This window comes from Streptomyces sp. NPDC041713 (assembly GCF_055591085.1).
Genome location: NZ_JBVIZY010000016.1, coordinates 20,776 through 43,179 on the forward strand (window position 1 = coordinate 20,776; position 22,404 = coordinate 43,179).

At 73.7% G+C, this 22,404-nt stretch carries 18 protein-coding genes; 7 read left to right on the top strand and 11 right to left on the bottom strand.

What is annotated here, in order from left to right:
* Positions 1 to 24: 24 nt before the first annotated feature.
* The 8 genes from ACZ6CV_RS33070 to ACZ6CV_RS33105 all read right to left on the bottom strand — a co-directional run bounded on the left by ACZ6CV_RS33070 (position 25) and on the right by ACZ6CV_RS33105 (position 10,604).
* On the bottom strand, positions 25 to 957 hold the full coding sequence (locus ACZ6CV_RS33070) for a S66 peptidase family protein (RefSeq protein WP_469255033.1): 933 nt from the start codon (positions 955 to 957) through the stop codon (positions 25 to 27).
* Entirely contained in the window at positions 954 to 2,939 is a 1,986-nt protein-coding gene (locus ACZ6CV_RS33075) for a S9 family peptidase (RefSeq protein ID WP_469255221.1), read from the bottom strand. The genes ACZ6CV_RS33070 and ACZ6CV_RS33075 overlap by 4 nt, the downstream gene beginning before the upstream one ends.
* A gap of 26 nt (positions 2,940 to 2,965) precedes the next feature.
* Positions 2,966 to 4,321 carry a M20/M25/M40 family metallo-hydrolase gene (locus ACZ6CV_RS33080; protein WP_355815859.1) on the bottom strand — a complete coding sequence of 452 codons (1,356 nt, stop codon included), beginning with the start codon at positions 4,319 to 4,321 and terminating at the stop codon, positions 2,966 to 2,968.
* A complete protein-coding gene (locus ACZ6CV_RS33085; RefSeq protein WP_362360281.1) occupies positions 4,314 to 5,147 on the bottom strand; it encodes a M55 family metallopeptidase in 834 nt (277 codons plus the stop codon). The genes ACZ6CV_RS33080 and ACZ6CV_RS33085 overlap by 8 nt, the downstream gene beginning before the upstream one ends.
* 76 nt (positions 5,148 to 5,223) lie before the next feature.
* Positions 5,224 to 7,281, bottom strand: coding sequence for a phosphocholine-specific phospholipase C (locus ACZ6CV_RS33090; RefSeq protein WP_469255035.1), 2,058 nt, complete (start codon positions 7,279 to 7,281; stop codon positions 5,224 to 5,226).
* Positions 7,282 to 7,504: 223 nt separating this feature from the next.
* A complete protein-coding gene (locus ACZ6CV_RS33095) occupies positions 7,505 to 8,026 on the bottom strand; it encodes a copper chaperone PCu(A)C (protein WP_469255037.1) in 522 nt (173 codons plus the stop codon).
* A complete protein-coding gene (locus tag ACZ6CV_RS33100; RefSeq protein WP_469255039.1) occupies positions 8,023 to 10,374 on the bottom strand; it encodes a heavy metal translocating P-type ATPase in 2,352 nt (783 codons plus the stop codon). The genes ACZ6CV_RS33095 and ACZ6CV_RS33100 overlap by 4 nt, the downstream gene beginning before the upstream one ends.
* Positions 10,374 to 10,604 carry a hypothetical protein gene (locus tag ACZ6CV_RS33105; RefSeq protein ID WP_362360269.1) on the bottom strand — a complete coding sequence of 77 codons (231 nt, stop codon included), beginning with the start codon at positions 10,602 to 10,604 and terminating at the stop codon, positions 10,374 to 10,376. Before ACZ6CV_RS33105 ends, ACZ6CV_RS33100 begins: the two co-directional genes overlap by 1 nt.
* A gap of 167 nt (positions 10,605 to 10,771) precedes the next feature.
* On the opposite strand from ACZ6CV_RS33105, the gene ACZ6CV_RS33110 reads away from it, so the two are divergent.
* Positions 10,772 to 11,677: an NAD(P)H-dependent oxidoreductase gene (locus ACZ6CV_RS33110; RefSeq protein WP_469255041.1), complete on the top strand. Its 906-nt coding sequence runs from the start codon at positions 10,772 to 10,774 to the stop codon at positions 11,675 to 11,677.
* Here ACZ6CV_RS33110 and ACZ6CV_RS33115 read toward each other — a convergent pair.
* Positions 11,655 to 12,287 carry a HutD/Ves family protein gene (locus ACZ6CV_RS33115; RefSeq protein WP_469255043.1) on the bottom strand — a complete coding sequence of 211 codons (633 nt, stop codon included), beginning with the start codon at positions 12,285 to 12,287 and terminating at the stop codon, positions 11,655 to 11,657. The two genes, ACZ6CV_RS33110 and ACZ6CV_RS33115, sit on opposite strands and share 23 nt — an antisense overlap.
* 110 nt (positions 12,288 to 12,397) lie before the next feature.
* The gene (locus ACZ6CV_RS33120) at positions 12,398 to 14,629 is read right to left on the bottom strand and encodes an MMPL family transporter (protein ID WP_469255045.1); all 2,232 of its coding nucleotides are present in this window, start codon (positions 14,627 to 14,629) and stop codon (positions 12,398 to 12,400) included.
* A 179-nt stretch (positions 14,630 to 14,808) separates the two neighbouring features.
* Between ACZ6CV_RS33120 and ACZ6CV_RS33125 the strand changes: the two genes are divergently transcribed.
* The gene (locus ACZ6CV_RS33125; protein ID WP_469255047.1) at positions 14,809 to 15,582 is read left to right on the top strand and encodes a TetR/AcrR family transcriptional regulator; all 774 of its coding nucleotides are present in this window, start codon (positions 14,809 to 14,811) and stop codon (positions 15,580 to 15,582) included.
* A gap of 103 nt (positions 15,583 to 15,685) precedes the next feature.
* Positions 15,686 to 16,852 (top strand): carboxylate-amine ligase, encoded by a 1,167-nt coding sequence (locus tag ACZ6CV_RS33130; protein ID WP_469255049.1) that lies wholly within the window; start codon positions 15,686 to 15,688, stop codon positions 16,850 to 16,852.
* 12 nt (positions 16,853 to 16,864) lie between these two features.
* On the opposite strand, the gene ACZ6CV_RS33135 is transcribed toward ACZ6CV_RS33130, so the two are convergent.
* Complete coding sequence (locus ACZ6CV_RS33135) at positions 16,865 to 17,806, bottom strand: GHMP family kinase ATP-binding protein (RefSeq protein ID WP_469255051.1); 942 nt, start codon at positions 17,804 to 17,806, stop codon at positions 16,865 to 16,867.
* A gap of 303 nt (positions 17,807 to 18,109) precedes the next feature.
* Here ACZ6CV_RS33135 and ACZ6CV_RS33140 point away from each other — a divergent pair, with 303 nt between their 5' ends.
* From ACZ6CV_RS33140 to ACZ6CV_RS33155, 4 genes are all read left to right on the top strand, one after another.
* A complete protein-coding gene (locus ACZ6CV_RS33140; protein WP_469255053.1) occupies positions 18,110 to 19,105 on the top strand; it encodes a pyridoxal-phosphate dependent enzyme in 996 nt (331 codons plus the stop codon).
* 79 nt (positions 19,106 to 19,184) lie between these two features.
* Positions 19,185 to 20,030, top strand: coding sequence for a Rossmann-like domain-containing protein (locus ACZ6CV_RS33145; RefSeq protein WP_469255054.1), 846 nt, complete (start codon positions 19,185 to 19,187; stop codon positions 20,028 to 20,030).
* Entirely contained in the window at positions 20,027 to 21,304 is a 1,278-nt protein-coding gene (locus ACZ6CV_RS33150) for an MFS transporter (RefSeq protein ID WP_469255056.1), read from the top strand. The genes ACZ6CV_RS33145 and ACZ6CV_RS33150 overlap by 4 nt, the downstream gene beginning before the upstream one ends.
* Complete coding sequence (locus ACZ6CV_RS33155; RefSeq protein WP_469255057.1) at positions 21,301 to 22,404, top strand: FecCD family ABC transporter permease; 1,104 nt, start codon at positions 21,301 to 21,303, stop codon at positions 22,402 to 22,404. Before ACZ6CV_RS33150 ends, ACZ6CV_RS33155 begins: the two co-directional genes overlap by 4 nt.

Here is a 22,404-nt window from a genome sequence, read left to right on the forward strand (position 1 = left end):
CGCACGCACCCCGCGCCGGCCGGGTCAGGCGAGGGCGGGCTCGTCCAGCGTCAACGTCCCCGCGTCCGCGTCCAGTTCACCTGCCACCCCGAACGGCACGGTCAGCGCCCCGTCGCAGTGTCCGAAGCCGAAGTCGTCGATCACCGGCACCTCGAGGCCGCCGAGCCGGTCCACGAAGAGCGCCCGCAGCTCCTCGCGGGGCCCACACTCCTCCCAGGAGCCGAGCGCGATGCCGGACACCCCGTCCAGCCAGCGGGCGCGCAGGAGTTGGGTGAGGATCCGGTCGAGACGGTAGGCCTCCTCGCCTACGTCCTCCAGGAGGAGCAGGCCGCCGCGCGCGGACCCGCGCGCCGCCGGGGTGCCGAACTCGGCGGCGAGCAGCGACACACAGCCGCTGAGCGTGACGCCCCGGGCCCGGCCGCCGACCAGGGCCGCCGCGTGCGGGGACCCGGCGCGGATCACCCGGGTCTCCTCGGGCGCGAACAGCGTCGTCCGCAGATGCTCCTGCGCCCGCGCGTTCTTGAGGAAGTCCGCCGCGGCCGTCATGGGCCCGTGCAGGGTGGCGAGGCCCAGGCGGACGGCGAAGGCCTCGTGCAGCGCGGTGACATCGCTGTAGCCGACGAAGACCTTGGGCCCCGCGGCCCGCAGTGCCGCCCAGTCGACGAGGTCCACCATGCGCTGGGCGCCGTATCCCCCGCGCGCGCAGAACACCGCGGCCACGTCCGGGTCGCACCAGGCGCGTTCCAGGTCGCGGGCGCGGTCGGCGTCCGCCCCCGCGAGATAGCCGAACTCGGGGTGCAGATCCCGCACATGGGGCGCGACGACCGGGTCCAGGTCCCAGCCGCGCAGGATGTCCAGGCCCGCTTCGAGGCGGTCGTCGGGGATGGGGCCGCTCGGCGCGACGACGGCGACCCGCGCGCCGGGAGCAAGACGTGCGGGCCGCAGCAGTGGTCTCACTTGGCGAGCTCCAGCGTGGGGACGCGCCCGGCGAGGTCGAGCCGGAACACCTGGGCGTACAGGGAGAGTTCGGCCTCCAAGGCGCGGACCATGGTGTCGGCGCGGCGGAAGCCGTGTCCCTCCCCCTCGAAGGCGATGTAGGCGTGCGGGATGCCGCGCCCCTCGATCCTGGCGAGGAACCGCTCCGACTGGGCGGGCGGGCAGACCACGTCGTCGAGGCCCTGGAGGAGCAGGAACGGCGCGGTGACCAGTTCGGCGTGGTCCACCGGGGAGCGCTCCGCGTACCGCCCCGGCACCTCGTCGAGCCGGCCGACGAGCGACTCCAGATACCGCGATTCCAGGTCGTGGGTCTCCCCCGAGGCGAACGCGGCGAGGTCGAGCACGGGGTAGATGACGGTCCCGCAGGCGTAGACGTCGGTGCTGGTCAGCGAGACGGCCGTGGTCCATCCTCCGGCGCTGCCGCCACGGATGGCGAGCCGGGCCCGGTCCGCGGTCCCCTCGTCGGCGAGAGCGAGGGCGACGGCCGCGCAGTCCTCGACGTCGCCGATGCCCCACTGCTCGCGCAGCCGGTTGCGGTAGTCCCGCCCGTACCCCGTGGAGCCGCCGTAGTTGACCTCGGCGACGCCGATGCCGCGCGAGGTGAAGTAGGCGATGGCCAGGTCGAGGACGAGCGGGGAGCGGCTGGTGGGGCCGCCGTGCGCCCACACCACGTACGGCGGCAGTTCGTCGTCGGGTGCCACGTGCCCGGGGTGGTGCGGCGGGTAGATGTGGGCGTGGATCTCGCGTCCCGCCGGGCCGAAGAAGGTGCGGATCTGCGGTTCCGGGTAATACGTGGGGTCCACCGGGTCGTCGTGCGCGGCGCCGACGACGCGGGCGTGGCCGGTGCAGGTGTCCAGCTCGACCACCTCGCACGCGCTGCGCGGGCTGGCCGCGACGCCGACCACGCGCGAGCCGTGCGCGGCGACGGTCGCCGACCACTCCGTCCAGGGGCCCGCCGCGTCGACGACCTCGCCCGTCTCGGGGTCGAGTATGCCGAGCGCGGTGGCGCCCTTGCCGTGCACGACGGCGATCAGTCCGCTGTCCAGCGGCGCGAACCAGTTCATGCCGGTCTGCCACAGGGGCCCGGCGAACTCCTCCTCGCGCGGACAGAGCGGGTGGACGGTGGCGGCGTCGTCCGGGTGCGCCCGGTACAGGTTCCACCAGCCGGTGCGGTCGCTGGAGAACAACAGCCGCCCGTCCGGGTCCCATTCGACCTGGGCGATCGACTCGTCGGGGCCGCCCGCGACCGTGCGGGCCGCGCCGAAGGTGCCGTCGTCGCCCACCTCGGCGAGGACCAGTTCCGTGCCGTCCCACGGCATGCGCGGGTGGTCCCAGGCGATCCAGGCGGCGCGGGTGCCGTCGGGCGACAGGCGCGCGCCGGTGACGAACCGGTGGCTGTCGTCGGACAGTTCGCGCACGGCCGTCCGGTCCTCGGCCGCCGAGCCGTCGAGCGGCACCGCGGCGATGACGCGCCGCAGGTCGGTGGGCGCCTCCCCGGTGAACTCCTCCAGGACGCACCAGACCTCGCCCCGGTCGGCGTGGATCACCGGCTCCGCCCAGCGCAGTCCGCCGCCCACCGCCGAGAGCGGGGTGAGCGGGCGCGGTGCGGCGCCGGGGGTGTCGGGCTCGTACGCGTACAGCCGCTGGTCGGCGAAGTCGGCGAAGACGATGAGCGGTCCACCGGGCCGCTCGGCGCCGGCCCAGGGGCGGCCGCCGTACTCCACGACGCGGGTGCGCGCGTTCCACGGCGCGGGCAGCACCGTGCGCTCGGTGCCGTCGGGCAGCCGCCGCACCAGCGCGCGCCGGCCCGCCTCGGTGGGCCGCGGCTCGGTCCACCAGGTCTCGGCCCCGACGAAGCCGACGTGCCCGGGGGCGCCGTCGTGGGCGGCGGCGAGCTCGGCGTCGATCGGCGACGGCCATGATCCGTACGCCCTGGTCTGCATCATGTCCTTCTCTTCCCCCATTTTTCCTAGGCCGTACGCAGAAAGCGGTCGAGTACGCGGACGCCGAAGTGCAGCGCGTCGACGGGGACGCATTCGTCGACTCCGTGGAACAGCGCCTGGTAGTCGAAGCCCTCCGGTGTCCGCAGCGGCGAGAAGCCGTAGCCGGTGATGCCCAGTCGCGAGAACTGCTTGGCGTCCGTGCCGCCGGACATGCAGTACGGCACGACGTGGCCCTCCGGCGCGAACTCCTCGACGGCCGCCCGCATCCGGGCATACGTCGGCGAGTCGACCGGCGCCTGCAGCGCCACCTCGCGGTGGTGGAACTCCCAGTCGACGTCCATCCCGGTGAGCCGGTCAAGCGTGCGGCGGAACTCTTCCTCGCCGCCCGGCAGAAAGCGGCCGTCGACGTACGCCACCGCTTCACCAGGAATCACATTGACCTTGTAACCCGACTGCAGCATCGTCGGGTTGGCGCTGTTGCGGACCGTCGGCGCGACCAGGTCGGCGGTCGGGCCGAGCTTCTCCAGGAAGGCGTCCACGTCGAAGCCGGGCGCCTCGGGGTCGGTCTCCAGGCCGTAGAGCAGGGCCAGTTCGACGAGGGAGGCGCGCACGGTCGGGGTGAGCCGGACCGGCCACCGGTGCTCGCCGATGCGGGCGATGGCGCCGGCCAGTCTGCTCACCGCGTTGGCGTGGTTGACCTTGGAGCCGTGTCCCGCCTTGCCGCGCGCGGTCAGCTTGAGCCAGCCGGTGCCGCGCTCGCCCGCCGCGATCGGGTAGATCTGGTTGCCCCGGCCGTCGTGGAAGGTGAAGGCCCCCGACTCGCTGATGCCTTCCGTGCAGCCCTCGAAGAGGTCGGCGTGCCGGTCGGCGAGGAATCCGGAGCCGTCCTCCGCGCTGGCCTCCTCGTCGGCGGTGAAGGCGATCACCAGGTCGCGCCGGGGTCGCACTCCGGCGCGCGCCCAGTGGCGTACGACGGACAGGATCATCGCGTCCATGTTCTTCATGTCGATCGCGCCGCGGCCCCAGACGACGCCGTCGCGGACCTCGCCGGAGAACGGGTCGACGCTCCAGTCGGCGGCCTCGGCGGGCACCACGTCGAGGTGGCCGTGGACGAGCAGCGCGTCGGCGCCCGGGTCGGTGCCCTCGATGCGGGCGACGACGTTGGTGCGGCCGGGGGCGCGCTCCAGGAGCGTCGGCCGCAGGCCGGCGTCGGCGAGGCGTTCGGCGGCGTACTCGGCGGCGGGCCGCTCACGGCAGTCGCCGCCGCCGCGGTTGGTGGTGTCGATGCGGATCAGCTCGGAGGTGAACGTGACGACCTCGTCGAGCGCCCGCGCGTCGACCTGGTCGCCGGGATCCTGCTCCGGTCCTTGCTGGCTAGCCATACTGCTCCTCCACGGCGGCAGAGGCGATCGTGGTAACCGCCTTGAAGGTACGGATCCCCTCGTACATGGTCTCGCTGTCATAGGCGACCTTGCGCTCCCCCGTACGGCGCACGCCCGGTACGACGGTCGCCGCCATGGACAGGTGCTCGGCGTCGAACTCGACCTCGACGGTGAACGGGCCGCCCACCACCGGCGCGTGGCGCACCGCGAGCGCCGCGGCGTCCTTCGCGGCGGCGCGGATGTCGGCGGCCGTACGGGCCGGGGTGCGGCAGACCGCCGCGTACCGCGAGACGTGGTCCTTGACGGCGACCTTGAGCGCGCCGGGCGCGTAGCCGAGGGCGTCCTCGCAGGCGACGTCGTCGCCGGTGACGAGGACCACGGGGACGCCGTACTCGGCGACGACGTGCGAGTTGAGCAGGCCCTCGCTGGCCCGTACGCCGTTGATCCACACGCCGGTGATCTGGTTGGCGAGGTAGGTGTGGGCGAGGACGCCCTCCATGCCGGCGCCCGCGTGGTAGCCGACGAACGCGATGCCGTCCACGTCGTCGTGCTGCACGCCTTCGACCATGGAGAGCGACTTGTGCCGTCCGGTGAGCATCTCGGCCCGCTCGTCCAGCTGCTCCAGGAGCAGATTGCGCATGGTCCAGTGCGCCTCGTTGATGAGCACCTCGTCGGCGCCGCCGTCGAAGAAGCCGCGCACGGCGGCGTCGACGTCCGAGGTGAACATGGCCCGGCACCGCTCCCACTGCGGGGTCCCGGGCAGCACGTCGGCCGGCCAGGTCACTCCGGTCGCGCCCTCCATGTCGGCGCTGATGAGGATCTTCATGCCGCGCCACGTTACGCGCCGGGCACCGTCGCCGGTCAAGGGCGAGCGGCGGCCCGGCCGCGTCGAAGCGGAATGATCAGATCGTGCGCAGCGCCGGGTCGCTGGTGCCGGGCTCGCCGGTCTCCACATGTCCGGCGAGCCTGCGCAGATAGCCGCTGTCGGTGTCGGAGCGGATGCTCAGGTCGTACCAGCGCCTGCTGTGGCCGAGCTCGACCCAGCGGGTCCGCCGGGCGCCGGCCGGTACGGCGACCTTGGTGCTCCTGCCGCCGTAGGCGTTGGTGACGGTGAGGTGGCAGGCGGTCTTCGTCCGGTTGGTGAGGGTGAGCCGGAGGCGGCCGGAGTCCCGGTCGTGGTGGCCGGTGATCTCCGGTCCCGGGGTGGCGGCGGTGCCCTCGAAGGTCCGCAGGTAGCCGTTCGGACCGTGCGCGGTCAGCCGGTAGGTGCCGTCGGACGAGGCGGTGCTCCAGGTGTCGGAGATTTTCTTGCCGGCCTCCGCGGTGTACGTCCAGGGGCCGTCGGTGCGGTTGCCCGAGGTGACCAGGAAGCAGGCGCCGGCCTTGTCGCCGGGGCTGAAGGTGAGCGTGACGTTCCCGTCGGCGGGCTTGACGGCGGCCGTGACGAGCGGGGTGTAGGGCAGCGGCCTGGTGGGCCTGGCGCCCTTCTCCTGCCGGGGCAGGGCGGGACTGGCCGGCGGCGCGTGCTCGTAGCTCTCGTGCCGCTTCGTGTCCGGCGGCCGGTAGCCCTTGGTGCTGGGCAGCGACGGGTGGCCGGTGTGCCGCAGGCCGAAGTCGAAGGCGGAGGTGAGGTCGCCGCAGATGGCGCGGCGCCAGGGCGAGATGTGCGGCTCGTGGACGCCGAAGCGCCGCTCCATGAACCGGATGATCGAGGTGTGGTCGAAGAGCTCGGAGCAGACGAAGCCGCCGGTCGACCACGGGGAGACGACGAGGGCGGGGACGCGCATGCCGAGCCCGTAGGGGCCCGCGCTGTAGCCGCTGTCGCCGGGGAAGAGGTCGAGCCGGGTGTCGACGGTGGAGGCGCCCCGTGAGGAGTCGGCCGGCGGGTAGGGCGGCGGGACGTGGTCGAAGTAGCCGTCGTTCTCGTCGTAGGTGACGAACAGCGCGGTCCTGCTCCACACCTCGGGGTCCGATGTGAGGGCGTCGAGGACCTGCGAGATGTACCAGGCGCCGTAGTTGGCGGGCCAGTTGGGGTGTTCGCAGTAGGCCTCGGGGGCGGCGATCCAGGAGATCTTGGGCAGCGTGCCGGCCTTGACGTCGGCCCGGAGGTCGTCGAGGAGGCGGCCGCTCTTCTTGATGTGCGTGCCCTTGCGGGCCTTCTCGTACAGCGGATCGCCGGGCTTCGACTCCCGGAACCGGTTGAAGAACATCAGGGAGTTGTCGGCGTAGTTGCCCCGGTAGGCGTCCTCCAGGGCGCCCCAGAGTCCGTCCTCGGTGAGTCCGTCGCCGATGTCCTGGTAGATCTTCCACGAGACCCCGGCCTTCTCCAGGCGCTCGGCGTACGTCGTCCAGTCGTAGCCGGCCTCTTCGTTGCCGAGGACGGGACCGCCGCCCTTGCCGTCGTTCCCCGCGTGGCCGGTGTAGAGGTAGTAGCGGTTGGGGTCGGTGGCTCCCATGAACGAGCAGTGGTAGGAGTCGCAGACCGTGAAGGCGTCCGCCAGGGCGTAGTGGAACGGGATGTCGTCCCTGGTCAGATGGGCCATGGTGCCGGGGCCCTTGGCGGTTATCCAGTCGTCGTACTTGCCCTTGTTCCACGCCTGGTGACCGGTCTCCCAGTCGTGGTCGAGTCCGGCGATGAACTGCAGGCCCAGGTCCTCGGCGGTCGGGTGGTACGGCAGGACCTCCTCGCCGCCGCCGGACTGGTGCCAGACCGACTTGCCGCTCTCCAGCACGAGCGGGCGGGGGTCGCCGAAGCCCCGTACGCCGTTGAGGGTGCCGAAGTAGTGGTCGAAGGAGCGGTTCTCCTGCATGAGCACCACGATGTGCTCGACGTCGTCGATCGACCCGGACCGGCGTGCGGCGGGGATGTCGGCGGCGCGCATGACGCTGGCGGACAGGGCCGCGACCGCGGCGGTGCCGCCCGCCGCCTGGAGGAGACGGCGGCGGTTGATCTCAGGCATGGAGCTGTACCTCTGCGACGTGGGGGGAAGAGCCGTGCGGTGCGCGGGCCGTGCGGGAGGGGGCCGTGCGGGATGGGGGCGGTCACCGTAGACCGGCGCGCCCGCGGGGCGTCAAATGGTGCGGAGGAACGGTGAAGGACCGGAGGCGTTTCACCTCCGGAGGGAACGCGGCGCGAGGCGTTTCGTCTTCAGGGGGAACGCCTCGCGCCGCCGAGGCCTCGCCTCAGCCGCCGGGTCCGACCACCAGCGCATCGGCCTCAATCCTGCCGCCGTGCCGGAAGGTCAGCACGAACGGCACCGTCTCCCCCACCTTCAGGGGCCCGCGGGTGCGCACCATGATGTCCAGGCCGCGCGGCGACATGATGAGCCCCTCGCCGGCCGGGACCGCGGCGGACCGCACCCCGCGCATGGTGGCGGCGCCCCGGCCCGTGGGCACGGTGCGGCTGAGCATCACGTCGTCGAAGACCGGGGAGTCCACCGACGTCAGCCGGTCGTCGGAGCCGCCGGAGTTGGCGATCGGGAAGAACGCGACGGTCTCCTCGGTGGCGCCGGACGGCACGAAGACGGATCCGCGGGCCACCGTCACACGGGCCGGGCTGCCCGCGGCCCCGGAGCCGGTCCACGCCGTGAGCCCGCCCAGCGCCAGGGCGCACACGGCGACGGGCGCGAGCGCGGCGAGCAGTCCGTCGCGGAGCCCGCGGCGGGTCGGCCGCCAGGGGTGTGCCGTACGCGTCGTGCCGCTCATCGCGCTCCTCCTCGCCCGGCGCCGCGCGCCGGCCGTCTCGGTACCGGGCCGCGCGGGGGCCGCCAGGTGCGCAGCCGCAGGCTGTTGCCGACCACCAGCAGGGAGCTCGCCGACATGGCCGCCGCGGCGACCATCGGGTTCAGCAGGCCCACCGCGGCGAGCGGCACGGTGACGGCGTTGTAGCCGAAGGCCCACAGGAGGTTGGCGCGGATCGTGGCCAGGGTGCGCCGGGCGAGCCGGACCGCGTCCGCGACGGCCTCGATGTCGCCGCGGACCAGCGTCACGTCGGCGGCCCCGATGGCCACGTCGGTGCCGCCGCCCATGGCGATGCCCAGGTCGGCGCCGGCCAGCGCCGCGGCGTCGTTCACGCCGTCGCCGATGACCGCGACCCGGTGGCCGCGCGCCCGCAACTCCCGTACCAGCGACGCCTTGTCCTCCGGTGTGCAGCGGGCGTGCACCTCGTCGATGCCCAGCCCCGCCGCGACGGCGCGGGCGGTCGGTTCGCGGTCGCCGGTGGCGAGTACGGGGCGCACGCCGAGGCGCCGCAGCCGGTCCACGGCGCGGTAGCTGCCGGGCCGCACCGGGTCGCCGACCGCGAGGAGCGCCTGGGGCACGCCGTCCACCCGGAGCAGGACCGGGGTGTGCGCGGCGTTCTCCGCCTCCGTCAGCGCGCGGGCCAGCGGGCCGGTCAACGCGTCGCCGGGCGCCCGGACTTCGACGTGGTGGCCGTCCACCTCGCCCACCACGCCCAGCCCCGCCGTCGCGGTGAAAGCGCGCACCGCGGGCAGCTCGCCCCCGGCCAGCGCTCCCTCGGGCAGCGTCCTCTTCGCGTACGCGGTGATCGCGCGGCCCAGCGGGTGTTCCGAGCCCTGCTCGACGGCCCCGACGAGCCGCAGCGCGGCCTCCTTGCCGATGCCGTCGGGCGCGGCGGTGACCGCGGCGACGCTCATGTGCCCGGAGGTCAGGGTGCCGGTCTTGTCCAGGACGACGGTGTCGACGTGGCGCAGGGTCTCGAGCGCCCGCGGGCCGCCGACCAGGACGCCGAGTTGCGCGCCGCGGCCGGTGGCGGCCATCAGGGCGGTGGGCGTGGCGAGGCCGAGGGCGCACGGGCAGGCGACGACGAGGACGGCCACGCAGGCGGTGACGGCCGCCTGCGGGTCGGCGCCGGCCCCGAGCCAGAAGCCCAGCACGGTCGCCGCGAGGGCGAGGACGGCCGGCACGAACACGCCCGCCACCGCGTCCGCGAGCCGCTGCGCCCGCGCCTTGCCCGCCTGCGCGTCGGCCACCAGGCGGGCGATGCGGGCGAGCCGGGTCCGGTCGCCGACGGCCGTGGCCCGGACGAGGAGGAGCCCGCCCGCGTTGACGGCCCCGCCCATCGCCTCGGATCCGGGCCCGACCTCGACCGGTTCGCTCTCGCCGGTGACCAGCGACAGATCGACGGCGGAGCTGCCCTCGACGACCACGCCGTCGGTGGCGACGCGCTCGCCGGGGCGTACGACGAAGGTCTGGCCGACCCGCAACTGCCCGATGGGGACGAGGCGTTCGGCGCCGCCCTCGCGTACCGCGACATCCTTCACGGTGAGCCCGGCGAGGGAGCGCAGGGCCGAACCGGTGCCGTGCCGGGCGCGGGCCTCCAGGAGCCGCCCGGTGAGGACGAACAGCGGTACGCCGACGGCCGCTTCGAGGTAGACGGGCGCGACGCCGTCACCGCCCGTGGGCAGCAGGCTGAACGGCATCGTCATCCCGGGCACGCCCGCGCCGCCGAGGAAGAGCGCGTACGCCGACCAGCCGAAGGACGCCGCGACGCCCAGCGAGACCAGGGTGTCCATGGTGGCGGCGGCGTGCCGGAGGCCGCGCAGCGCGCGCACGTGGAACGACCAGGCGCTCCACGTGGCGACCGGCGCGGCGAGCGCGAAACACAGCCACTGCCAGTTGCGGAACTGCCACGCGGGCACCATGGAGAGGACGAGTACGGGGAGCGCGAGCAGGGCGGTGACCAGCAGCTGCCGGCGTTCGAGGGCGTCCTGGGGCGACTCGCCCCCTCCCGGCTCGGACCCGGGCGCGGGCTCCGGTTTCCCTGCCCACCCTGCTTCCGGTTCTGGTTCCGGTGCGGGGGGCGACGGGAGTTCCGCCGTATAGCCGGCCTGCCGGACGGCGGTGACGAGGGCCTCGGGCAGGACGTCCGGCGGATGGCTCACCCGGGCGAGTCCGGTCGCGAGATTGACCGTGGCGCTCACGCCCTCCAGCCTGCCGAGCCGCTTCTCGACCCGCTTCACGCAGGCCGCGCACGTCATGCCGCCGACGGCCACATCGGTGGTCAGGACGGCGTCCGCCGCTCCGGCGCCCATCAGTGACCGCCCCCGTGCATGTCCCCCATGCCCCCGTCCCCGCTCTCGTCCCCGCCGCCATCCCCGTCGCCGCCCCCGCCGGTGGTCGTCGCGGGCCCGTGCATGCCGGGCGCGACCGGCCCGGCGGCCCTGCCCACGGCGTACGACACGGTGAAGAGCAGCACCAGCAGCACGAGGAAGCCGCAGAGCGCGGGGGGCGGCACATATCTCGGTCGTCGCTGCTCGGCCATCACCGCTCCCGGAACGCACGAAGACACGGACCGGCCGGTCCGCGCCGCATCAGGAGTCGGACGGGAGCGGCCCCGAGTTCCCGCGCGATCGGGAGTGGCCAGATCCTTGCGCCCCCTGGCTGTCTGGCCACTCGTTGGGCACGGGGGCGGCGACGCACGATCAAGGCATGAAGATTCTCTGGGTATGCGCACATCCGGAACGCCGCTCGCTGGCCGGCTCCCTGATGGCCGAGGGCCTTGGCACGCTCGACTCGCTCGGGCACGAGCACCGCGCCTCCGACCTGTACGGCATGGGGTGGAAGGCGGTGGTGGACGCCGACGACTTCGGGGGCGCGTCGGACGAGCGGCTCTTCGTCGGTCCGGAGCAGGAACGCGCGTACAAGGAGCGGGCGTTGCGCGAGGACATCCGCCGGGAGCAGGAGAAGCTCGCGTGGGCCGACACGGTCGTCTTCCAGTTCCCGCTCTGGTGGTTCGGGCCGCCCGCGATCCTCAAGGGCTGGTTCGACCGCGTCCTGGTGCAGGGCTTCGGCTTCGGCATCAAGGGCCCCGACGGCAGGACCCTGCGGTACGGGGACGGCGGCCTGGCCGGAAAGCGCGCCCTGATCGTGACGTCGGTCGGTGCCCGTCCGTCCGGCTTCGGGCCGCGCGGCATCCACGGCGAGTTGGAGCAGGTGCTGTTCCCGCTGCTGCACGGCACGTTCTGGTACACCGGCATGGCCGCGCTGCCGCCGTTCGCGGTGTACGGCGCCGACCGGCTCACGGAGGCGGGGTTCGAGCGGAGCGCGGCGGAGCTGCGCGAGCGGCTGCGCACCCTGTCCACGACCGAGCCGCTGCCCTTCCACCACGAGAACGGCGGCGCCTACGACGAGGACCTGGTGCTGCGCCCCGAACTCGCCCCGGGCCGCACGGGGTTGGGCGTGCACGGCGGGTCAGGCACCGACGGGTTCCGTCCGGTGCCGGGCACCGACGAGTCCCGCCCGGTGTCAAGCACCACCGACGCCTTCCGCCCGACTCACATGGCTCCGTCCGGCGCCGCCCGGCAGGACGCCGTCAGCGCACCGAACCGATCCTGATCTCGACCACGGCGCCCTCGCCCCGCAGGACCGGCGCCCCCGGACCCTCCTGCCGTACGCAGTCGAGGCGGCCGAGCGCGGTCTCTTGTCCGCCCGGCCCGACGAGGGTGATTCCCTCGGTGGCGGCCACGACCAGGAGCGTCTCATCGGCCGCGCACGCCACCTCCGAGCCCGGTGCGGCGGGCAGCGGGACGACCCGTACGGCTGCCGTCGCCCGGCCCCTGCGGGTCATCACGTTCGCGTTGCGCACCGGCCCCGCCGCCAGCCGGCAGTCCGTCGCCGCGTCGCCCGGGAAGGCGAAGGGTCCGAGCGGCCCGACCTTCCGCTCCGTACCGTCCACGGTCAGCACCATGCCCGCGCCCTCGACCACGGTGATCACCCGGTCGACCCCCGGGAACGAGGAGAACGCCCCATCGGCGGCCACGTCCGCGACGCTGACCCGCCAGTCGAAGCCGTCCGCGGGTTCCCCGGAGGAGGGCCCGGGGTCCGGGGGTGTCCGTTCCGGGGGCATCCCCCGCAGGACGCCCGAGGCGACCTCCCGTGTCGTCCCGCCGCCGTTCTTCCACGGCACGCTGCGGAACCCGTCCCAGCGCAGCACGTCCACACCCATCCGGTGCCGCCTCCCTCTTCCTCGCGTGGCCGGTGCGTCCTCGACCCCTGCGGCCCCGTGACCCGTCGCCCTCAGCGTACGAGGCGACGGGCCGGGCCGGACGGGGGCGGCTAGTGGTCCACGTACGACTCCCGGCGCACCGGCTCCGACGCGGCGGCGGGCACGGCCGCGGGGCCGCCCTCGCTCAGGCCGAACCTGCGGTGGAACGCGCGCAGGAATCCCGGCGCGTACCAGGCCGAGCGGCCCAGCAGCCGCATCGCGGCGGGCACGAGGATGCCGCGGACGGCGATCGCGTCGATGAGGATGGCCAGACCGCTGCCGAGGCCGAACAGCTGCATGAAGCTGATCTCGGCCGTGCCGAAGGCGAAGAAGCTGACCGCGATCAGGACGGCCGCGGCGCTGACGATGCGCCCGGTGTGACCGAGGCCGTTGGCCACGGCGGACTCGTTGTCCTCGCCCTGTTCGTGGAGTTCCTTGATGCGGCTGGTGACGAACACTTCGTAGTCCATCGAGAGGCCGAAGGCGACGCAGAACATCAGCACGGTCATCGACGTCTCCATGGGCTGCGGCGTGAAGCCCAGCAGGCCGGAGAGGTGGCCGTCCTGGAAGATCCAGGTCATGACGCCGATGGTGGCGCCGAGGCTGATCGCGTTGAGGACCAGCGCCCGCAGCGGCTGCACGACGCTGCCGGTGAAGAGGAAGAGCAGCAGGAACGTGGTGACGGCGATCAGGCCGACGGCGAGTGGGAGCCGGCCGCCGATGGAGTCACCCGAGTCGACCAGTTCGGCGTCGCCGCCGCCCACCAACGGGTGGGTACCGGCGGGCGGTTCGGCCGCCCTGACCTTCGCGACCAGCTCCTTGGCGGCGTCCGACGTGGGCGTCAAGGCGCTCACGACGTTCAGCTGCTGTGCGGCGGGGTGGGTGAGGGTCTTGTTGCCGGGTCCGGCCGGCTTTGTCCGCCCGTCGGTGTGGACGCCGGCGCCGGTCTCGACGCGGACGACGCCCGGGAGTCCGGAGAGCCGGGCCGCGTAGGCCGCGAGCGGGGTGCGGGCCACCGGCTCGTCGATGACGACGTGCAGGGCGGCCGCGTCGTTGCCGTGGAAGTTCTCCCGCAGCGTCACCGAGACCTGGCGGCTCTCGGCGTCCTCGGGCAGCACGCGTTCGTCAGCCGAGCCGAAGGTGATGCCGAGGAGCGGTCCCGCCGCGAGGAGCAGCACCGCGAGCACGGGCAGCGCGGTGAGCGCGGGCCTGCGCATGACGGTCCGGGCCAGCCGCCCCCACATGGAGGGCCGGGACGGGGTGCGGCCCGGCTTCGCCCACGGCATCCGCCCGCTGTTGACCCGGTGGCCCAGGACGGTGAGCAGGGCCGGCATCACGAACAGGGTGGCGAGGGCCGCGATGACGACGACGCCGACCCCGGAGTAGCCGAAGGAGCGGAGGAAGTACTGCGGGAAGACCATGAGCGCGGCGAGGGCGGCCGCCACGGTCGCCGCGGAGAACGCCACCGTGCGGCCCGCGGTGCTCATCGTCGTACGGACGGCGTTCTCGACGCTCGCCCCCGCGGCGAGCTGCTCGCGGAACCGGCTGATCATCAACAGGGCGTAGTCGACGCCGAGTCCGAGGCCGAGGGCGGTGGTCAGGTTGACGGCGAAGATGGAGACGTCGGTGAAGCTTCCGACGACGTAGAGCTCGGCGAACACTCCGGCGATGGCGATGAGCGCGATGGCCAGGGGCAGCAGCGCGGAGACCACGGTGCCGAAGACGACGAGGAGCAGCAGGAGGATCAGGGGCACGGCGATGGTCTCGGCGAGGACGAGGTCCTTCTCGGTCTGCGGCCCCATCTCGTGGCTGACGCCCGCGCTGCCGCCCGCCTTGACGGTGAGCGCGCCCCGGTACGGTCCCGCGTAGCGGTCGATGACCTCCTCGGCGTTGTCCTGCTGCTCCGCGTCGTGGCCCTTCACGCGGGCGAGGACGAGGGCTTCGCGGCCGTCCTTGGAGCGGAGGTCGGGGCTCTTCGTGTCCCAGTACGAGACCACGTTGGTCAGGCCCTTCTCCTTCTTGAGGTCGGCCGCCAGGGCCCGGCCGCCGTCCCGGGCCGCCGGGGCGTCGATGCGGCCGTCGGCGGCGCGGACCAGCAGCACGAGGTTCGTCTCCCCGCCGAACTTCTCGTCGATGACGTTCCTGGCCCGGGAGGACGGGGAGGCCGGGTCGTCGAAGCCGCCTCCCAGGAGCTTTCCGAACGCGCCGGCGCCCAGGGCGCCCATGAGGACCACCACGACCGCGGCGACCACAAGTACCAGCCGGGACCGCCGAATTGCCAGCTCCGCCATTCGTTCGAACACGCCGTTGCTCCTTGGGAGTTGAGGTGAAGGCCTGCGGTGAAGGGCAAGGGATGCGGCCGCGCTCCGTGTCGCCGTCACCGAAGTTAGCGGGGGACAACTTGATTTGGCAGTGTTAGATTTTCTTCACGGGTTCATCAATTTCCCTGCCGGTGGCGGGCCGACGGCCGTACCGTCGCCTCATGTCCACCGACCGAGTCCCGTCCGCCGACCGAGCCCCCACCCGGCCGTCCCTGCGCGAGCCCCGGCCGTCCCTGCGCGAGCGGCGCCGCGCCGTCGCCGTCCAGGAGATCGTGGGCGCCGCCGAGTCCCACATCGTCGAGCACGGCCCGCACGCGCTCTCCCTGCGCGCGGTGGCCCGGGACCTCGGCATGACCGTGCAGGCGCTCTACCACTACTTCCCGAGCCGCGACGACCTCGTCACCGCGCTGGTCACCAAGGCGTACGACGACCTGGCGGACGCCGTGCAGGCCGCCACCGCCGCCACGCCGGACACCTCGGAGCTGCCGGGGATGGTCGTCGCGGCCGAGGGCTACCGCCGCTGGGCCATCGACCATCCCGAGCGGTTCCAACTCCTGTACGGGGCGCCGCTGCGGCACTACCACGCCCCCGTCGACGGGCCCACCACGGAGGCGAACCGCCGGATGAGCGCGGTCTTCGAACGGGAGCTGTTCCGCGGCTTCACGCGGGACCAACTGGCCGCCGCCGACGTGCGTTCGCTCTCGCCGGAGTTCCTGGAGCGCCTGGAGCAGATGGCCCCCGCGGGCGGCGAGGCGCTGCCGCCCGCCGCGACCGCCCTGATGCTGAGCGTGTGGGGATACGTGCACGGCATGGTCGCCCTGGAGGTGTTCGGGCACACCGGGTTCCTCGGCGCCCACCAGGCGGAGCTCTACCGCATGGCGATGCGCAACCTGCTCGCCGACACCCACCGCCGCATCCCCGCCGGGAAGGCCTGAACACCCCCGCACCGGGGCACCGCGCACTCGCCGACCGGCCCGCGGGCGAGGAAAGTGGACGAGCACGCGTCCACCGCCCCTCTCGCCGAAGGACAGGACACGCATGGCGGACCAGCTTCCCACCGTCGGCCCCACCGTCGGCGTCGAGGAGGAGTACTTCCTCGTCGACGCCTCGCAGCACACCGTCGCCGCGGCGGCCTCCCGGGTCCTGCCGCGCCTGAAGCCCATGGTCGGCGACCTGGCGACGGGCGAGGCCTCCCAGTACCAGGTGGAGGGCAAGACACCGCCCTGCACGACGCTCGGCGAGCTCGAACAGGCGCTGCGGCGGGTGCGGGCGGCCGTCGCCTCCGCGGCGGCCGCCGAGGGCCTGCGCCCGGTCGCCTCCGCCACACCGCTGCTCGGCATGCGGGCCCCGGTCCCGCTCAACCCCGACCCGCACTACCGCGCGCAGGTCGACACCTTCCGGTCGCTGTACGACACGTTCGCCTTCTGCGCCCTGCACGTGCACGTCGAGGTCCCCGACCGGGACCACGCCGTCCTGGTCGGCAACCATCTGCGGCCGTGGCTCCCCACCCTCGTGGCCCTGTCGGCGAACTCGCCCTTCTGGGAGGAGCGCGACAGCGGCTACTGCAGCTGGCGGACGCTGGGCGCCACGCGCTGGCCCGTCGCGGGACCGCCGCCGTACTTCTCGTCGGCCGCCCACTACGACACGCTCGCCGCCTCCCTTCAAGTGGCCGGCGCGACCCTCGGCGAGCGCTCGCTGTACTGGGACGTGCGCCCCTGCGCGCACCTGCCCACCGTGGAGATCAGGGCGATGGACGTCACCACGGGCGTCGCGGAGGCGGCGGTCCTCGCCGTGCTGGTACGGGCGTTGGTGGTGCGGGCCCTGGAGCGGGTGCGCCGGGGCGACCCGGGCCCGGCCGTGGACGACTCCCTGCTGCGCGCCGTGTACTGGCGGTGCGCGCGCGACGGCCTGACCGGACACAGCCTCGATCCGCGGACGGGCCGGCTCGTACCCACCCGGCACCAGGTCCGCCGGCTCTTCGCGCACGCGCGGCCCGCCCTCGCACCGGACGGCGAACTCCCGCACGTCCTCGCGGTGTTGCGGCAGTTGCTCGCGCACGGCGGCGGCGCCGAGCGGCAGCGCTCCGCGCACGCGCGCACCGGCGGCCTGCACGGCGTCGTCGACGACCTGGCCGACCGCACCGCCGCACGTCCCGACACGGAGGCCCCGTCCGCCGCGCTCGGGGTGCGGGGCGGGGCGGAGTGAGGCGCCCGCCGGTCACCCCGCCGAGCCGAAGCTCAACGTCCGGTAGACCGCGACCTGGCCCGCGCCACCGGGCCCGCCGGCCGTTCGACCGGTGAGTTCCGCGCACGCCTGCGCCGCCGCCGTGACCCGGCGCGTGTACGAGGGGTCCGTGGCGTCGACGAGCACCCCCAACGTCGTACCGCTGTGCCCGACCGCCACACCGAGCCCCCCGACCTCGCGGCAGATCTCCCGCACGGGCTCCAACAGCGCCTTGTGCCGCAGCCGTTGGTTCATCAGGGCGCTGCGCGTGGCGATCCGGCCGACCTCGGCGAGGTCATGGCGGCGCACGGCACGGGTCAGCCGGCCGAGCAGGTCGGCGTAGGCGCGCCGGTCGGCCTGCGTGAACGGCTTGGGGATGCGGTTGAAGTCCACGGTGTCCACCGAGCCGCCCTCGTCGATGCCGACGACCGCCATGGCGGGCAGCGAGCCGAGGACGGAGCGCAGCCGGACGCTGCGATGGTGGAAGGCGACGATCGCCGGGTAGAGCACGCCATCGGTGGGCTCGATGCGGGACAGCAGCCGTTCGATCCTGGCGGGCGGCATGGGGACGCCGAGGGCCCGGCCGACCGCTCGCGCGGTGGCGACGAGGTCGGCGGACGAGCTGGCGAGCCCCTTGCCCTCCGGGATCACGCTGTTGACGGTGAGCAGCCCGCCTGCGACCGCGCCCCTCTCTGCCGAGCAACTCCGGTGGTGCGGTGCCGAATCGACGATCATGCGGGCCAGCCGGAGCGCCTTCGTCTTGCCGGCCGGCCGGACCTCGATCCCGCCGGACGCGGACCCCGGCCGGTACGTGGCCATCGTCCACCGCGCGACGGGCAGCGTCACGAGGAAGTCGCCGTCCTCCTCGGGTAGCACGCCTTGGAGCAGCTCGCCGAACGTGCCGAAGGCGGTCCCCACACCCACCCTCGGCGGCACGCCTCCTCGTGACAGGCCTCCGTCTCCCGGCGGCACTCCCTCTCGCGGCGGACGAGGCCGGACGGCCCCGGCCTCCTGGATCAGCTTCACGCGACTCCCCTCGATGTGGCGGTGCGCACGGGCGCGGCACCGCGTGGCCATCAGTGCGCCGAGACTACCCGCTCTTGACAATCATTTTCATCTAGTGTGATGCTCTCGACGTTCCCGGGGGTCGTCCAGCCGTCCAGCCGACCAACCGTCCGCGTGGCCCCCGGCGCCCCTCCCTGCCCACACACCCGCCCATCCCTACGGGGGAGCTCAGCCATGCACGCACACATCGCCGAAGCGGTGAAAAGACCCGATCTGATATCCCTCGCACCGGACCTGACCTGCCTCCGGTTCGAGACCATGAAGATCTACTCCGCCCTCGGCGCCGTCCGGCACCTGCTCGACACGGGCGCCGTCCGGCCCGGCGACACCCTCGTCGACAGTTCGAGCGGCATCTACGCACAGGCCCTCGCGCTCGCCTGTCACCGCCACGGCATGAAGTGCCACATCGTGGGCTCCACCACCGTGGACCGCGCGACGCGGGTGCAGCTGGAGATCCTCGGCGCCACACTGGAGCAGGTCGCTCCCTCCCAAGACCTGCGCCTCGACCAGGAGTTGCGCGTCAAGCGCATCGCCGAGATCCTCGCGGACCACCCCTCGTACCACTGGATGCGGCAGTACCACGACGACATCCACTACTACGGGTACCGCGAGGTCGCCGAGGAGATCGACCGGGAGCTGCCCGCCGGGCCGCTCGGGCTGGTCGGCGGGGTCGGTTCGGGCGCGTCGACCGGGGCCGTCGCCACGTATCTGCGCGCGGCGGGCCGGGACGTGTCGCTCGTCGGCGTGCAGCCGTTCGGCAGCGTCACCTTCGGCGCGGCACACGTCGCGGACCCGGACATGATCATCGCCGGGATCGGCAGCGCCATCGAGTTCCGCAACGTCCGGCACGAGCTGTACGACCGCGTGCACTGGGTCAACTTCGACAGTGCCCTCTCCGGAGCCGTCGCCCTGCTGCGCACCACCGGCATCTTCGCCGGCCTCTCGACGGGCGCCGCCCACCTGAGCGCGCTGTGGGAGCGGACCAGGGACACCTCGCGCCATTACGTCTTCATCGCCGCCGACACCGGCCACCGCTATGTGGAGAGCGCCTACGCGCGCCACGAACAGGCCCCGGACGTCGACGCGTTGAAGCCGCACGAGATCACCTCGCTCGACGAGCTGCGCCATCCCTGGTCCACGACGGCCTGGCCGCCCGCCGCCACCCCCTGAACCCCCGAACCCGCTCCTTCAGCCCTCAACTCCCCTCCCAACTCTCAACTCCCGCCGCAAGACCGGAGAAAGAACCCCGATGTCCCACCCCACGCCCCACACCGTCGCGGAGCTCACCGACGCCGTCCTGTCGGGCGCCCACGGTCCCGACCCCGCCGGCCTCACCGTCACCAGCGCGTTCTGGCTCTACAACACCACCCGCCTCGCCGACGGCGACGTCACGTACCACAACCACTACCTGCTGCTCCGCGTCGGCCATGCCTTCGGGGCCTGCTCGTTCGAGGCGGGTGAACTCGCCCCGGAATTCTGCGAGAACGCCTCGGGGCACTCCCTCGACAAGCTCCTGCGCGACGAGTCCGCGGTCGTGCGCACCGCCGCCCTCGACGCCTACCTCGCCCGGGTGCGCCCGCACCGCGAGGCCGCCGAAGTCGGCGAGGCCGAGCGCGTGTTGCTGCCCGTCGGCACGCCCGAGGTGCGCGCGGCGGCCCGTGACGCCGCCGTCGCCGGGCTGCTCGACATCGGGCCCGGTGCCCGGGTCGCCCTGATCGGCGTGGTCAACCCGCTCGTCGCGGCGATACGGGAGCGGGGCGGCGTCTGCCTGCCCTGTGACCTGAACCTGCGCACGACCGCGTGGGGCGAGCCCGTCACCGACGACATGACGGAGGTCCTCGCCTCCGCCGACGTCGTGGTCGCCACCGGGATGACGCTCAGCAACGGCACGTTCGACCTGATCCTGCGGCACTGTGTCACCCACGGCGTGCCGCTGGTCGTCTACGCGCAGAGCGGCAGCGCCGTCGCCCGCGCCTTCCTCGGCGCGGGCGTCACCGGGCTGAACGCGGAGCCGTTCACCTTCTCCCAGTTCAGCGCCGACCCCACGCCGATGTACCGGTACCGGGCCGCCTTCGCGAGCGGGGTGGCCGCGTGAGTGTCGACGCCACCAAGGACACCGGCGGCCCGTCGTCCGACGCTGCCGACGAGGCCGTGCCGGGCGACCTGCGGATGGCCCGCGCGCTGTGGCCGGTGCTGCTGGCCTCGGCCGTCGGACTGCTGCCGTTCACCGTCTTCAGCACGTATCTCGTGCCCATCGCCGACGAGGCGGGCAGCGGCGTCGCCGCGATGGGTGGGCTGCGCGGCCTCGGCGGTCTCGCCGCGCTCCTCGTGGGCACCGCGCTCGCCCCGCTCATCGACCGGGTGCCCAGGGAGTGGGCGGCGGCGGGCGCGCTCACCGCGCTGGCCGCGGCGGCCGCGCTCGGCGCCGCCGGCGACTTCGCTCTGCTCGCCGTGTTCTGTCTGCTGGTCGGGGCCGGCACCGCGGTGCTCAATCCGGCGCTGACCGCCGCGGCCGCCGACCGTTTCGGCGCGGGCCGGGCGGCCGGGCGCGCGGCGACCCTGGTCACCGCCGTCCAGTCGATGACCGCGATGCTCGCCGCGCCGGTCATCGCGCTGCCCGCGCTCTTCTGGGGCTGGCAGGGCGACCTGTGGGGCGTGACCGTGGTGTCGCTGCTGCTCGCCGCCGTCTTCGTGGCCCGTCGCAGGAAGACGGGGGCCGTACGGGAGGCCGGTGGCGGTCAACGTCTGGGCTATGTCGCCTCGTTCAGGGCGCTGGGCGCCGTGCGCGGTGTCGTGCCGCTCCTGGTGATCGCGCTCCTGCGCACCGCGGTGTTCATGGGATACCTCTCGTATCTGGCGGCGTTCTACGAGGAGCGCTTCGAGTTGAGCGCCGGGCTCTTCACCTTCGTGTGGACGCTCAGCGGCGCCTCGTTCTTCGTCAGCAACCTCCTCACCGGGCGGCTCACCAACGCCGACCGGCCGCGTATCGGCACCGAACGGCTGCTGGCCCTCGGCCTGTTGGCCGCGCTGGTCTCCGTCGTGGGTTTCTACTTCACGCACTGGCTGCCGCTCGCGCTCGCCCTCACCGCGCTGCACGCCGCGAGCCACGCCGTCGTCGCGGCCTGTGTGGTCAGCCTCATCGTGCGGCGCTGCGGGCCGGGGCTGCGCGGCGCCGCACTGAGCGTCAACGCGGCCGGCATGAGCCTCGGCGTCTTCGTCGGCGCCGCGCTCGGCGGCGCGGGGCTCGGCATCGCCGGATATCCGGGCGTGGCCGCCGTGTTCGGCACGCTGGTCGTCGTCGCGGGCGGCGCCGCGGCGCTCGTCCTGCGGGCGGACTCTGCACGGGCCGGGGCGGCGGGACCCTCATGACCGCGACCGTCGAGACACCCGCCGGGCCCGCCGCGCCCCGCCCGGCCCTGCGGGAACGCCTCGCCTCCCCCGGAGCGCTCGCCCTCACCTGCGTCGCCCTGTTCCTGGTCCTGGTCGCCTCGGTCGTGGTGGCGATCGGGCTCGGCGCGGCCGTGGTGACGCCCGGGGACACCGCACGCTATCTGTGGGCGGCGCTCACCGGCGGCCGGATCGGCGCCGACGAGACGACGACGTACCAGATCGTCTGGCAGATCCGGACGCCGCGCGTGCTCCTTGCGGCGCTGGTGGGGGCCGGGCTCAGCGCGGTCGGCGTGGCCATCCAGGCGATGGTGCGCAACGCCCTCGCCGACCCGTTCGTGCTGGGCGTCTCGTCGGGCGCGTCGGTGGGCGCGGTCGGCGTGACGGTCACCGGCGGTCTGGCCGCCCTCGGGGTGTACGCGGTGACGGCGGGCGCCTTCGTCGGCGCGCTGGTCGCGTCCTTCCTCGTGTACGCGGCCTCCAGTGACCGCGGCGCGCTCTCGCCGCTGCGCCTGGTCCTCACGGGCGTCGCGATGAGCCTCGGCTTCCAGGCCCTGATGAGCGTGATCATCTACTTCGCGCCGGACACCGAGGCGACCGGCATGGTCCTGTTCTGGACGATGGGCGGCTTCGGGGCCGCGGGGTGGGGCGCGCTGCCCGTCGTCTCCGCCGTCGTCCTGACCGGTCTCGTCCTGCTGCACCGGCGTGCCAGGGCCCTCGACGTGCTGGCGCTCGGCGACGAGACCGCCGCGAGCCTCGGCGTCGGCGCCGACCGGCACCGCAGGTCGCTGCTCGTCCTGGTCTCGCTGATCACCGGGGTGATGGTCGCGGTCAGCGGCGCCATCAGCTTCGTGGGACTCGTCATGCCGCATCTGGTGCGGATGGTCGTCGGGGCCGGGCACGCCCGGGTGCTCGCCGTCGCGCCGCTGGCCGGCGCGGTGTTCATGGTCTGGGTCGACCTGCTGTCCCGGACGGTGGTCGCGCCCCGGGAACTGCCGCTCGGCGCCATCACCGCGCTCGTCGGCGTCCCGGTGTTCATCACCCTGATGCGCCGCAGGGGCCATGTCTTCGGGGGGCGTTGA